This is a genomic window from Thermoleophilum album, from assembly GCF_900108055.1.
GTDB classification, from domain to species: domain Bacteria; phylum Actinomycetota; class Thermoleophilia; order Solirubrobacterales; family Thermoleophilaceae; genus Thermoleophilum; species Thermoleophilum album.
In genome coordinates, this window is record NZ_FNWJ01000001.1 from 131,870 (window position 1) to 145,564 (window position 13,695).

Annotated in this window: 9 protein-coding genes; 8 read left to right on the top strand and 1 reads right to left on the bottom strand. The window is 70.4% G+C overall.

What is annotated here, in order from left to right:
* Positions 1-15: 15 nt before the first annotated feature.
* The 6 genes from BLW41_RS00635 to BLW41_RS00660 all read left to right on the top strand — a co-directional run bounded on the left by BLW41_RS00635 (position 16) and on the right by BLW41_RS00660 (position 6,543).
* Positions 16-1,101, top strand: a complete 1,086-nt coding sequence (locus BLW41_RS00635; protein ID WP_093115286.1) for a glycosyltransferase family 4 protein — start codon at positions 16-18, stop codon at positions 1,099-1,101.
* Entirely contained in the window at positions 1,098-2,060 is a 963-nt protein-coding gene (locus BLW41_RS00640) for a glycosyltransferase family 2 protein (RefSeq protein ID WP_177169216.1), read from the top strand. The genes BLW41_RS00635 and BLW41_RS00640 overlap by 4 nt, the downstream gene beginning before the upstream one ends.
* A 4-nt stretch (positions 2,061-2,064) precedes the next feature.
* A complete protein-coding gene (locus tag BLW41_RS00645) occupies positions 2,065-4,182 on the top strand; it encodes a glycosyltransferase (RefSeq protein ID WP_177169217.1) in 2,118 nt (705 codons plus the stop codon).
* On the top strand, positions 4,175-5,362 hold the full coding sequence (locus tag BLW41_RS00650) for a glycosyltransferase (RefSeq protein ID WP_143038492.1): 1,188 nt from the start codon (positions 4,175-4,177) through the stop codon (positions 5,360-5,362). Before BLW41_RS00645 ends, BLW41_RS00650 begins: the two co-directional genes overlap by 8 nt.
* Positions 5,363-5,455: 93 nt before the next feature.
* Complete coding sequence (locus tag BLW41_RS00655; protein ID WP_143038493.1) at positions 5,456-6,004, top strand: hypothetical protein; 549 nt, start codon at positions 5,456-5,458, stop codon at positions 6,002-6,004.
* Complete coding sequence (locus BLW41_RS00660) at positions 6,001-6,543, top strand: hypothetical protein (protein ID WP_093115296.1); 543 nt, start codon at positions 6,001-6,003, stop codon at positions 6,541-6,543. The genes BLW41_RS00655 and BLW41_RS00660 overlap by 4 nt, the downstream gene beginning before the upstream one ends.
* Positions 6,544-9,277: 2,734 nt before the next feature.
* On the opposite strand, the gene BLW41_RS00665 is transcribed toward BLW41_RS00660, so the two are convergent.
* A complete protein-coding gene (locus BLW41_RS00665) occupies positions 9,278-10,537 on the bottom strand; it encodes a glycosyltransferase family 4 protein (protein WP_143038494.1) in 1,260 nt (419 codons plus the stop codon).
* A 201-nt stretch (positions 10,538-10,738) separates the two neighbouring features.
* Here BLW41_RS00665 and BLW41_RS00670 point away from each other — a divergent pair, with 201 nt between their 5' ends.
* On the top strand, positions 10,739-12,283 hold the full coding sequence (locus BLW41_RS00670; RefSeq protein WP_093115300.1) for a sugar transferase: 1,545 nt from the start codon (positions 10,739-10,741) through the stop codon (positions 12,281-12,283).
* A gap of 117 nt (positions 12,284-12,400) precedes the next feature.
* Positions 12,401-13,597: a beta-galactosidase gene (locus BLW41_RS00675; RefSeq protein WP_093115302.1), complete on the top strand. Its 1,197-nt coding sequence runs from the start codon at positions 12,401-12,403 to the stop codon at positions 13,595-13,597.
* Positions 13,598-13,695 lie beyond the last annotated feature (98 nt).

Sequence of the window (13,695 nt, forward strand, 5' to 3'; positions counted from 1 at the left end):
CGGGCGCGAAGCCCGGTGGTCGTAGGTATCGACGGGCGGAGCCTTCGCGGCGGCCCGCGGGCGCGGGGGGTCGCCCGCTACCTCGCGCTCACTCTGGAAGCCCTCGCCTCGTGCCGCGACGCCGCCCCGCTTGCGCTGCGCTTGCTCTCGTTCGGACCGCCCGACCGCCGCCTACCAAAGGAAGTCGAAGTGATCGCAGCGCGTGCCCCCTCCCAGCTGCTCTTCGGACTTGCCGCGCTTTCGGGACGGCCCCAACTCGACCGCCTCCTCGGCCGCCCCGACGTGGTCTGGCTGCCCGCGGTAGCACCGGTCGCGCTCGATCGTAAGGCGCGCCTGGTGTTGACGGTCCACGACCTGAGCTTCGAACTTGCGCCTCGCGACTACAACGCCTACGAGCGGCTGTGGCACCGCTTGGCCCGACCGGCGCGTCTGGCCCGCCGCGCGCGAACCGTAATCGTGCCCTCCCAGCGCACACGGCAGCTGCTACTCGAGCGTTGGCGGTTGCCCACCGAGCGCGTCCGCGTGATACGCCCCGGGCCAGGGCGCTCACCCCGCACTAAGCGCGTGCCCCCGCCTCCCGGACTCGAGCCGCGCGGTTACGTGCTGGCGGTTGGCGCGCTCGAACCGCGCAAGCGGCCGGATCTGCTGCTCGCGGCCTTCCAGGCAGCGCAAAAGCGGGGGCTGCGGGCCCGCCTCGTCTTCGCCGGCGACGGCCCGCTGCGTACGCGACTCGGCGGCGAGGGAGTGGTGCTGCTCGGGCGGGTCGACGACGACGAGCTCGACGCGCTCTACGCCCACGCCCTCTGCCTTGCCTGCCCATCGCGGGACGAGGGTTTCGGCTTCACGCCGCTGGAGGCCGCAAGCTTCGGGACCCCCGCGGTCGTCAGCGACCTCGAGGTTTTCCGCGAGACGCTCGAAGGAGCGGCGTTGCGTTTCACCCCCGGAGATCCGCAGGCACTCGCGGACTGCCTGCTCGAACTGGAGCGCAACGAACCACTCCGCCGCGAACTCGGTGCGCGCGCCGCCCTTGCGGCCTCCGCGCTCTCCTGGGAGCGCAGCGCCCGGGAGCTGGCGAACGTGCTGCGGGAGGCGGCGTCGTGAGCACGGTCGCAGACGATCGGTTCGCGCTCGTCACCGTCATCCACAACTCGGCGCCCGAGCTCGCACGCTTGCTGGACTCGATCGACCGCCACCTGCACCCGCGTCCGCGCGTGATCGTCGTCGACGACGGCTCCAGCGACGACGGCGCCGAACTGGCCGTGACACGCGGCTGCGAAGTGCTCAGGCAAGAGCGCGCCCGCGGCTTCGGTGCCGCCTGTAACGCGGGCGTCGCCGCGGTTTCGGAGCCGGTAACCGTCTTGATCAACCCCGACTGCGAGCTACGCGACGATGGTCTGCGCCGACTGGCGCACGCCGCCATCGAAAGGCACGCGCTGGTCGCCCCCCGCCTGTTGCACCAGGATGGCCACATCCAAGACTCCGCGCACCCGCTGCCGGGCGGCGCGGCGGTGCTCACTGGCGCGTTCTTGCCGCACCGCGTCTTGCCCGCCCGCGTACGCAGCTGGATCGAGCCGTACCGGACCACCCGGGAGCGGCGCGTCGGTTGGGCGATCGCGGCTTGCATCGCCGCACCCACCGAACTCCTGCGCGCGCTCGGCCCTTTCGATCCGCAGGGCTTTCTGTTCTACGAGGATCTCGAGCTGTGCCTGCGGGCGGCGGCGCGTGGCTATCCGACGTGGCTGCTCTCCCAGATCGAGGTGGTGCACACAGGCGGCACCAGCGTCGAGCGCGCGCTAGGTGCCGAAGTTCCGCTGCTCAAGGCGCTGCGGCGACGGGAGGTCGTACGCCGCAACCTGGGTCGGCGGCGCCTTGTCATCGACGACCTCTCGGAGCTCGCCACTTACGGCCTGCGGCTCGCTGCGCGGACGCTCCTGAGGCGTGATGCGACTCGCGACCGCCGTCACCTGCACGCCCACCTCGCGGCGATCCGCGCCGCCCGCGGGCGCGGCGCGGGAGCCACGACCAGCCGCGCAGCCGCCGGCGACGCGGCCGGGAGCTAGGACCGTGAGAAGAGACCGTCGCGCAGTCGGCAAGGTCGTAATCAACGCCAGAGCGGCGGCGCGGCTGCACGTCGGCGGCGTCGAGCGTGTCGCCTCGGAGATGGCGAGCCGCCTGCCGAGGTTGCGACCCGAGCGCTACCGAGTCCTGCAGCCGCCCGCGTCGTGGGCTCACCGGCGCGGGCACCTTTGGGAACAGCTCTACCTCCCGCTGGCGGCCGGACCTGGCGCGCTGATCTACTGCCCGGCGAACCTGGCGCCGGTGGTCTCGCGACGCAACGTGCTGGTCGTCCACGACCTAGCACCGCTGCGTCACCCCGATTGGTACTCCTCGGTTTACTCCGCCTATCAGCGCGTGATGCTGCCGCTGCTCGCGCGGCGCGCTCTGCACGTCGTTACGCCGTCCGAGTTTTCGCGCCGCGAGCTGATCGAAGAACTCGGCTTGCGACCCGACCGCATCACCGTCGTCCCAAACGGCGTCGACGAGCGTTTTGGCCCGCACGCCCGCGACCCCGCGGTACGCGCGCAGTTCGGTCTGGAGCGTCCGTTCGTGCTAGTCGTCGGGACACGGATCGCGCGCAAAAACTTGGGGGCGCTGGAGCTCTCCGCAGAGCGCCTGCGGGCGCTCGGGGTCGACCTCGTAGCAGCGGGCTCCGGGCGGCATTACATGCGTCCCGGTCGGATCCCAGCGATCCGAGCGCTCGGCTACGTCGACGATCGCTACCTCCCCGCGCTCTATGCGGAGGCCGCCGCGTTTGTGCTGCCGTCGCTCTACGAAGGCTTCGGCATCCCCATCTTGGAGGCCATGGCAAGCGGCACACCGGTCGTCTGCTCGAACCGCTCGGCGTTGCCCGAAACTTGCGGCGACGCGGCACTGCTCGTCGACCCAACGGACGCCGAGCAGCTCGCTGATGGCTTGCTGCGGGTCTTGACCGACGAGGATCTGCGCGCCACGCTCGTGCGGCGCGGACTTGCTCGCGCGCGCCAGTTCAGTTGGGAGCGCGCCGCGCGCCTGACCGACGCACTGATCGACGGCCTGCTGGCCGAGGCACTCCCGGCACCGGCATCGCCGGCCGTGCGGTCGACGCCTGGGAGCCCGCGCGAGGGTCGGGCTGGCCTGCGGCCCGACCTGCTGTCGGTGGTGGTGATCAACTGCAACCGCCGCGACCTTCTTGAGCGCTGTCTCGCATCGCTGGTCGAGGCTTGCCGGCGCACCCCGATCGCAACCGAGCTGGTGGTGGTCGACAACGGCTCCAGGGACGGCTCGCGCGAGCTCGTCCGCAGCCGCTTTCCCAGCGCGAAGCTGCTCGAGCTGGAGCGTAACGAGGGCTTCGCCGGCGGCATGGCTCACGCACTCGCCGCGGTCGAAGGCGAGTGGGTTGCGGTTTTCAACAACGACACGACGGTAGCGCCGGACGCGCTTCGCCTGATGCTCGAAGCCGCCCGCTCAGCGCCCGACGTCGGGGCGGTCGCGGCGCAGATGCGCTTCGCCGACCGGCCTGGCTTAGTCAACTCGGCAGGCATGGAGATGGATCGCCTGGGCGTCGCCGAAGACCGCCTGGTCGGGCGCCCGATCGACGACCCGGAGGTCGCACGACCGGCCGAGGTTTTCGGCGCTACGGGAGGCGCGGCGCTCTTCCGTCGTCGCATGCTCGAGGAGGTCGGCGGCTTCGACCCGAGCTACTTCGCGTTCTTCGAAGACGCAGACCTCGCTTGGCGTGCACGCGCCCGCGGTTGGCGTGCGCTCTACGAGCCGCGGGCGGTGGTGATTCATCACCACTCCGCCACCGCGCGCCACGGTTCTCCGCAGAAGCTCTACCTGGTGGGGCGCAACCGCGTGCGCACGCTCGCCAAGAACGCGCCGGCGTCGCTTTTGCTGCGGAGCCTGCCCGGCATCCTCCTCTACGACCTCTCCTACGTGGCCTACGCCGCGATCGTCCTGCGTTCGCTCGCACCGCTGCGCGGACGCCTCGCGGGTCTACGCGAGTGGCGCCGCTATCGGCGTGCCGGAGCGCCCTACCGGGGGCGCGTGCGGCTCCGCCGCCCGCTCGGCATCCGCCGTGCTCTTGAACGCCACCACACCTGGCAGCGCGAACCTGGTCGACCAGTGGTGCACCGTGGCTGAGGGACTGCGCAGACTGCTCGACGAGCGCACCACTGAGGGCGCGCCCGCGGCTGAACCGGCGCCGCTGCGCGTGCGCGCAGCGATCGTGCACGACTGGTTCCAAGGGTTCCACGGTGCGGAACGCACGGTGTGGGAGATGCTGCCCCTCTTCGAGCCGGACCCCCACGTCTTCACCTTCCACGCCGCGCGCGAGCTGCTGCCACCGCGCCTAGCGGCGGCGATCGTCCGCGAGTCGCGACTGGCACGGCTGCCGGGACTTCGCCAACGCGGTCACAACCCCGGTCGCTGGCGCTGGCTGCTGCCCTACATGCCGGTGTTTTTCGAGCGCCTCGACCTGCGCGGTTACGAGGTAGTCGTGAGCTCGTCCCACGCCTGCGCAGCCGGGGTGCGCACGCCGCCGGAGACCTTCCACCTCTGCTACTGCCACACGCCGATGCGCTACGTCTGGCTGCCCGAGTCTGACGACCGGCGCCAGCGTGGGCTGACAGCTCTCGGGCTCGCGTTAGCGGGTCGCGCGCTGCGCCGTTGGGACCTCCGCGCATCGCGCCGTCCCGACCTCTACGTCGCCAATTCGCGGGCCGTGGCGGAGCGCATTCGTCGTTTCTACGGCCGCGACGCAGAGGTCGTGCCGCCACCGGTCGCGGTCGAGCAATTCCGTGCCGACAGAGAGCGCGAACGCGATCACTTCGTTTGGGTCCACCGTCTAGTTCCCTACAAGCGGCCGCTGGAAGTCGCAGAAGCGTTCGCGGGCCTCCCGGAGCTGCGCCTGACGATGGTCGGTATCGGGCCGCTGGAGCGCGAACTGCGAAAGCGGCTGCCGCCGAACGTCCAGCTTCTCGGCTGGCTTGAGCGACGAGAACTGGTGGAGCTGCTAGCGCGAGCCGGCGGATTCGTCCACGTGGGCGAGGAGGACTTCGGGATTTCGATGGTCGAGGCACTGGCGAGCGGAACACCGGTGGTCGGCCTGGCGCGCGGCGGCGCCCTCGACATCGTGCGACCCGGGGTGGACGGGGTGCTCGTCGAGCCGCCCGCCACTGCCCAGCGGATCCGAGCGGCCGTCGTCGAGGTCGCCTCGCGGCACTGGGATGCAGCCGCCCTGCGACGTCGCGCCGAGGAGTTTTCGACCGCCCGCTTCCGAGCTCGCTTGGCCGCGCTGATCGCGCGGGCTTTGGAGCGTTGAGCGGACCGTGAGAGCGACGAAACGCTGCGGCCGTCAGCTCGCATGAGGATCGGCCGCTAGCTGCGGCCGCCCAGGCACCGTTAGCATCGACCCGTGCCCCCACCTCGCGCGACGCACAGGCGTCCCGCTGCCATCGGCCGCCTCGGAGTGTTAGTCGCAGCGCTGGTCGCCTTGACCAGCGGGTGCGGCCGCGGCGAAGCCGACCTGGCCCGCGAGCTCGCCGCGTCGCGGGGACGCGACGTCGTGCTGCTGCGACGCAGCGAGCTAGCGGCCTTTCCCAAGGATTCGCCCGAGCACTCGGCCCTCGCGTTCTGGCGAGCGTTGCAGCTCGGTGACGCAGCGAGCGCCTGGTCGTACGTCGCTCCCCAGGCGCGCACTTCGGTTGCACGACGAGTGGTGCGCGTGCTGGCCGGAGCTCCGGCCGCCAAGTTGGCGCTCGCGATGCCGCGCGCTGAGACCCACAGCCGACGCGCGCTGCTGCGCTTCGAGCTCGCCGTCGGCCATCCGACCCCCGGAGCACGTGCGATCGGCGGCGAGCGTTGGGCGCAACCCTCGCCATTGGCGTTGGTGATGCGCAGAAGCCGAGGCCGCTGGCTGATCGCCGGTGTGCGGCTGTCCTCGCCGCAGCGCCCGCACCGATGAGCGTCACGCAGCCCAAGGGAGAGCACCGCACAGGGACCGGCCGCCGCCTTCTGGCGATCGCGCTGGCAGCCCTCACCGGTGCTGCGCTGGCGGGAATTTCCGGGCGACCGCCCAGTGTGTTCGAGCGCCAAGGAGCCGCTGACCGCTACGAGCGTGCCGCGCTCGACTGGTGGTCGCGCCTGCAACGGGGTGACGTGGCAGGCGTCCTCAGGCTCACCCCCAGCCAAGACCGCGCGGCCCTACCCCGCAAGCGGTTGGTGAGCGCGCTCGCCGGCGCGCTCGGCGACAGACTGCGGGCGACGCGGGCGACGGTCGTCGCTTCGGAGCGCTCCGGGGCGGCGCGCCGGGTGATCCTTCGCCTAGACACGCGCCCGCACGGCCAGCCGGTGACGGCGACCGAGACCTGGGTGCTCGGTGTGCGCGTAGGCGGCCCTGCGGGCGCGCTGCGAGTCGCCGCGACCTCGTGGCTACGCAAGGAACTCGGGCTCGACCCGCTCGCGCCCGCAGACGCTGCCGCTCGGCGTGCGGAGGCCAGGTGAGCGCGCGTCCCCAGGCAACCGCACTGGCATCGATCGGCCTGCTGCTGCCGCGCACCGCGACGCGTCGCGGCGGCGTCTACTTCTTGACGCGCGCAGCAAACGGCGCGTTGGCCCTCGCTCATGTCTGGGCGGTCGGGCACGCGCTTGGCAGCGAGCAAGCTGGGCACTTCTTCATGCTTTGGACGAGCGCTTGGCTTTTGAGCGTCGCGGTCCGCTTCGGAAGCGACGGTGTGGTGGCCCGGGCGCTTGCCGAAGCGGACGCTGCACGCCGCCCGCCCGCCTCGTTGGGCGGTGTGCTGATCGTCGGGCTCGCGGTCGCCGCGCTCCTCTTCTGGCCCCTCACTTCACTAGTGGGAGCGCCCGACTCGCCTGCAGCGCTCGCCGCGCTCGCCGTGCTGGCGGTCGCCTGGGCGGGAACCGGCTTTTTCGCGAGCGTGCTCAAAGCGCGCGCTCGCGCCGATCTCGCGGGCTGGGTCCAGAACGTCGTGTGGTCGCTGCCGCCGACCCTGGTCGCGCTCCTCGCGTCGCCTCTCGCGATCGACAGCCTGCTCGGCCTTGCCGCGGCGACCGCCGCTGCTGCGCTGCTCGCGCTGCTTGCTGCTGCGGCGATCACCGCTCGTTCGTTGGGCGCGAACCTCGCGCTGCTACTCGTCGACCCGCGGCGCGAGCGGGTGGCTGTGCGCCGCGACGAAATCGGGGCGGCGGTGCTGACCACGCTGGCCGAGGTCTACGTCTGGCTGCCGGTGCTGATCGGCGCGGTAGTCGGTGTATCGGGTGCCGCTGCCGCCGGCCTGTTCGCAGCCACGCGCATCGCCGGCGTTTTTAGCTGGGGCTACCAGGCGGTGGTCGCGACGCTCGTCCCCTCCCTGGCCGCCTCGGTGGCACGTTGCGATCCCCGTCGCGCGCGCCGCTTGATCGCGCAAGGAGCGTTAGGCGGTCTGATCGTGACGCTGCCGATCTGCTTAGTCGGAGCGGTCGCGGCGGGTCCCATCCTCGCTGTTTTCAGCAGCGACTACGCGCCGTGGCGAACGACGCTCATGCTCTTGATCGCGGCACGCCTGCTCGACGCCGCGGCGGGACCGCAAGGCGAGTTGATTCTGGTCGGGCGCAAGACTTGGGTCGGGGCGACGGCACTGGCAAGCTCGTGCGCGATCGGCACGGCGACGGCGCTGCTCACGCACAGCCTGCTGGGCGAGCAGGCGATCGGTCTCGGGGCGTTCGCAGCTTTCGCTTTCGCGAACGTCTCGCAGATGCTTTACGTCAGGCGTTGGGTAGGCAACTGGCGCCTCGCGGTCGAGAGCTCGCGCTCCGGCAGCGGCGTCGCTTCCGCAACGGGGGATCCCACAACGGGCGATCCCGCAATGGAGGCTCGCGCAACGGGCGCTGCCGCACACCGTGCTTTACGGCGCGCCCCCGAGCTGGCTGCGGCGCTGGCACTCGGGTTCCTCACGGCGTCGGTCGCGAGGCCGCCGCGCGACGCCGGCGGGGTGCTGCTGTGCGCAGCGATGGTGCTGCTGCTCGTCGGCTCTTCGCTGCTTTTGGCTGCCCGGTGTTTCGGCTTGCGCGATGCTTTGCTCTCCCCGCTGGGAGTTGCGGCCTTGATGGTCGCCTTGGTCTTTGCGTTGCGACCGGCGGCGCTGGCGCTGGCACCAAGCGACGCCGCCTATCCGCTTTTGTGGCTCGGCTTCGACTTCGCCGAACTCGGCCGTACAGCTGCCCTCGGAACGCTCGCTTTCTTCGGTTTCGGGGTCGCCTTCGCTGGTTCGTGGCTGGCGCTCAGGGAACGCGGCGGTGCCGCTGGCGGTGGTGGGGGCGGCGGCGAGGGCGCGCGCGGGGCGCTGTCTCGGCCCGCGAACGACGCCGCCACAGGTCCGCCGCTTAGCGAACGGAGGCTCGTCGGAGCGCTCGGCGGAGCGCTTGCAGTGGGTACGGCGCTGTGGGCCATCTTGTTCTTCCGGAACGGAGGCTTCGCGGCCCTGCTCGACGATCCAAGCCGGCTGCATTTGAACCAGTTCGGCGGCGGCCACTACGTCTTCGGGTTCGCGCTTTGCCTTGGCGCGACGCTGGTCGCTGTACAGGCCTGGCGCGAACGGCCGACGCCGCGCAGGTTGCTGCTCGTGGGCACGGCCAGCGCCGTCGCGCTGGCCGCGAGCGTCGCCTTGCAGACCCGTGGACAGCTGCTCGCCACCGGCGTCGCGGCGCTCGCCCTCGTCGCCTCGCGGGGCACGATCACGCGCTCCCGTGCGCTCCCGCTGGCACTCGCCGGGGTTTTGCTGCTCGCCGGGTTTGCCTGGATGCGCAGCGTGCGCGAGCTCGCCCAAACGTTGCCTCTGCGCGAGGCTGTCGCTCAGTCGCTGCACGGCAACCCCCTGCTGGACGCCACCCGCGACTTCGTCGAGTTCGATCACCTCGTCGTGCTCGAACAGCTCGTTCCGAGCGAGCTGCGACGGCTCGGTGGTCGATCGCTCGCGCAAGCGCCCCTCGCGTTCCTGCCCCGCCGCCTTTACCCGGAGAAGCCTTTGCCCATCGACTTCGAATTGGCGCGGGCGACGATGGGTACTTCGGCCCGCGCCGGGACACCATTCACGCTCGCTGGCGAGCTCTACTGGAACTTCGGTTGGCCGGCCGCCTGCACGCTGCTGGTCGCGGTCGGCGCGCTTGGCGGGGCCGGCTGGGGGCTGCTTCGCCGCCGCCACGGCAGACGCCCAGAGCTGGTACGCGCGATCGCCTTCGGCTACTCGTATCTGCTGCTGACGCGCCCGCTCGGCGCGATGCTGTTGACCACCGGACTCGCTGTCGCGGCCGCCTGGATCGTCGTGACCGCCGCCGAGCGCGGCGTCCGCCCCAAGACTCTGTGGAGGATGAGGTCCAGTCCCCGCGCTTGACGTTCGAGACCGAACAAGCGGCGTTGGCGCTCGCGCCCAGCGAGCGCGAGCCGACGCCGCTCCCGCGGATCGCGCACCAGCAGCGCCGCCGCTTGCGCCAGCGCCGCGACGTTGCCGGCCGGTACCAGCACGCCCGCCCCTCCGTCGAGCTGCTCGGGCACGCCGCCGACCGCGAACGCGACCGTCGCGACGCCGCTAGCCATCGCTTCGAGCACCACCAGTGGGCAGGCATCGGCCCGCGACGGCACCACCAGCACGTCGATCTCCGCTAGTTCGCGTAGCGACCAGCGGTCATCGGCATCGGGCGGCGGTACGCGACAGTCGATACCTCGGCGGGACGCCAACGCGAGCGTCTGTTCCCCCCACTCGCGCCAGCGTCCAGCGGCGGCCCGTCCGACCAGCCGCGCACTGAAGGCGTCGTCGCCGAGTTGCGCGCGTAGGCGTTCGACGACCGCGATGAAGAGGTCGGCGCCCTTGACCGGACAAACGGTCCCGACGTACCCGACCACCGGACGTCGGCTCCGGGCACTCGAGCGGCGCCGTGACAGTGGTGGCTCGGGGACGCCCGGGTAGAGCACGTCGGCGTCGACCCCTAAGCGCCGCAAGCGCGCGCGCGCGGCCAACGAGGGAACCAGTCGTAGCTCCGCAAGACGCGCGAGTTGTGCTGCCAAGAGCGCCTTGGGCGAACGGTCGAGCAATTCGTGAACGTGCAGGACGGTGCGTGGCCGCTGGCCGCCCGCCGCCACCGACGCGAGCAGCTCGGGGGTAGTCAGCACCGTGTTGAACAACAGCAGGTCAGGGCTTTCGCGGCGCAACCACGCGCTCCATTCGGCGAGGTACGCGGGCACGCCGAGACTTCTCCGCCAGACACCGGGAGGCTCGAGCATTCCCGCCAGGCTGAAGGCGTGTGGGCGGTGTTGCAGGCAAGCGGGAATGCCGAGACGTTCGAGCACCGACAACACCGGCCCCTCTTGCGGAACCCAGGCGCGTAGCTCCCAACGCTCAGCGAGCTGCGGCGCCATGCGCAAAAGCGAAACGGTTGCGCCACCGAGCTCACCCTCGTGCAACACGAGCCCGAGCCGTGGTCGGACTTGATCGGAGGCGAACAACTTGTGTGGGGTACCGGGAGCGCAGGGCGGCTATTCGCCGCTCGCCGACACCGTACCGCCGCCGCACAAAAAGCGCCACCGCTTTTGACGCCTGGGGCTGTGCTCGACAGATGTCAGATGTCCGCCGGGCTGGAAACGAGGCGGCGGCTGAGTTAAGTTCGCTACGACCCCACCGTGGAATCTGCCCCCACAGTCCCGCGGGTGCGCGAGGCGCCGCGTGCGCGTGTAGCCCCTCTGTCCACGCGGCTCGAGGCCCGACAGCCGGTCGCTGCCCAAAAGGATGCTCGGCGGCGCCTTTTGCTGTTCGCCGCCGACGTGCTGGTGTTCCTGCTTGCGGTCGCCGCAGCCACACTCGTCGAGGGCACGACGGATCCGCTCTGGTCGCTTTGGCTTGCTCCGCTGTGGGCGCTCGTCGCGAAGCTCGAAGGGCTCTACGACGCCGACCATCCGCGCATTTGGCACCGCACGAGCGACGAGGCGTCGAAGATCTTTCACTGGGTGACGGTCTCGAGCGCGGCGACCCTCTTCGTGCTGCGCGGCCTGCCCGAACAAACGATCCGGCTCGAGAGCGCACTGACCCTTTACTTCGTCGCGCTCGGCGCGGCTTTCCCCATGCGCGCTGCGGCCCGCGGACTGTGGCGTCGCCTGGTGGCACCCGAGCGGACCCTCGTGATCGGAGACGGTGAGCTTGCGCGCAGCGTCGGTCGCAAGCTGACGCTCGAGCCGCACCACAACGTGGAAGTGATCGGTCGCGTGCGTCGCGTCGCCAACGATGCGGCGCTCATCGCTACCCGTGACGACGCCGAAGCGACGAGCCGCGCCCCGGTCGCGCTCGGCGCCAAACGCAACGGCCGCCATGCCGCTTCGGCCGCCGATCGTGATCCCCTGTGGGGAAGCGTGCTGATCGACGACCTTTCGGTCGACGACCTCCGTCAGTTGATTCGCCACTTCGAACTCGAGCGGATCGTCTTGGCCGCTCCGGAGCTCGACGAGCAGACGCTCGCGCGCGTGCTCGCCGCATGCCGCCAGAGCGGCTGCAAGCTGAGCGTGGTGCCGCCGATGCCGGCGATGCTCGGAACGGCCGTCGAGCTCACACACATCGCGGAGCTGCCGTTGATCGAGTACGCCACTTGGCCAACGCCGCCTTCGACGATCGCTCTCAAGCGCGCCATCGACGTAATCGTCGGCGGCCTGCTGCTGGTGCTGGTGGCGCCGCTGATGGCGCTGATCGCGGTGGCGATCCGACTCGACTCGCGCGGTCCGGCGCTGTTCCGACAGCCCCGCGCAGGCAAGGACGGCAAGCCGTTCACGATGCTCAAGTTCCGGACGATGTGTGTCGACGCCGAGCGGCGGCTGTGCGAGCTGCTCAACGTCGACGAGCTCGAGGAACCGGTCTTCAAAATCCCCAACGATCCCCGGGTCACCCGCGTGGGACGCATCCTGCGGCGACTCTCACTGGACGAGCTGCCGCAGTTGATCAACGTGGTGCGCGGCGACATGAGCCTCGTCGGACCACGACCCGAGGAAACCTGGCTCGTCGATCGCTATGCGGAGCACGAACGCTTACGCCTGCTGATGAGACCTGGACTGACTGGGCCGATGCAGGTGCACGGTCGCGGCGACTTGAGCTTCCAGGAGCGCTTGGCGGTGGAGCGGGAGTACGTCGAGAACTACACCCTGCGCAAGGACTTCCAGATCCTTCTGCGCACCTTCTCGGCGATCGTTCGCGGCGGTGGTGCCTACTAGCGAGGCAGCAGCCAGCGCGACCGCCGCGGTCGTGTTAGGTTCGCTTTTATGCCCCCGCTAGCGTCCCCCTCACCCTCCCAATCCCCGTCGAACCCACGTATCCGACGCATCTCACGGGTGCTACAGCGCCCGCCCCGCCTGCTCGTGCTGGGCACCTTGATCGGCGGTCTGCTCGCTACGGGCTTGGCCGCGCCCGCCGTAGCGGCAAAACGCAGGGTCCCCTTCGGGTTTTTGGGCAGCGTGGTACCGCCGGAGATGTTCTCGGTTCCGGAGTCGGTGCTCGACCGTCAGTTCGCGCTAATGGCGCGTTCGGGTGTGGAGTCGGTGCGCCTTACCTTCGATTGGGGCTCGCTGGAGCCGACCCCGGGCAGCTACTCGCTGACCGAGGTCGACAAGCTCGTACGCAGCGCAAGTCGCTCCCGGCTACAGATCATCCTCAACGTTTCCGGCACGCCGTGCTGGGCTTCGAGCGCCCCGCTCGATCCCGAGTGCCGGCGGTTCCCGCCGAGCGACGCTAATCGCGTGCGCTTCGCCGCCTTGATGACGCTCTTGGTGCGCCGCTATGGCAGCAACGGCGAGTTTTGGCGAGAGAACCGTGCGGTGCCGCGCAATCCGATCACGCTGTGGCAGATCTGGAACGAGCAGACAGCGCCTTGGCACTGGCAGGAATCCCCGTGGGCACCGGGGTACGCGCGCCTGCTGCGCGCGACCTATCCGCAGATCAAAAGCGTCGACCGCCGGGCTCGCGTGATCGCCGGCTCGCTGGTCGCTTATGGCCGCTCGTACAACCCTTGGGACGCCGTCCGTGACCTCTACCGCGCCGGCGCGCGGCAGTACTTCGACGCGATCTCGGTGCATCCGTTTACCAACGATCCGCGCTCCGTCGCCAAGACCGCCTGGCAGACCACAGAGATCCTGCGGCGCGTGCGCCAACGCATGGACCAGGCTGGCGATCGCAAAAAGCCGCTGCTTGTGACCGAGATCACCTGGCCGGCCGGCAAGGGTAAGGTGCCGCGGCAGGCCCGTTTCTACATGGAGGTCACGCCACGCCAGCAAGCAGAGCGCATGCGGGCCGCCTTCCTCCGGCTGGCCGCGTGGCGTAAGCGGCTCCGCCTCACTCATGTTCAGTGGTACACGTGGGCCACCGCTTACGACCCGGTCGGTCCCGCGACCGTGATGCTGTTCCGCTACTCGGGTCTCACACAGATGCGCGGAACGAGCTTCAAGCCGATGCCGATCTTGGGCACCTACCGGTCGCTCGCCGCGCAACTCGAGGGCTGCCGCAAGGGCGACGACGCGCGGCGCTGTCGCTGACCGCAGCGACCGCCGCTTCGGCACGCTCGCCCGGGCGCTTAGCGCTCGCAGCGCGCGCAAGGAAGCTCGAAAAAACGCCTAGAGGACTGGAATCAGGC

What these genes read in the sequence shown, in the direction of transcription:
- BLW41_RS00660 (WP_093115296.1), top strand. Translation starts at nt 6,001, where the DNA reads ATGAGCGTCACGCAGCCCAAGGGAGAGCACCGCACAGGGACCGGCCGC.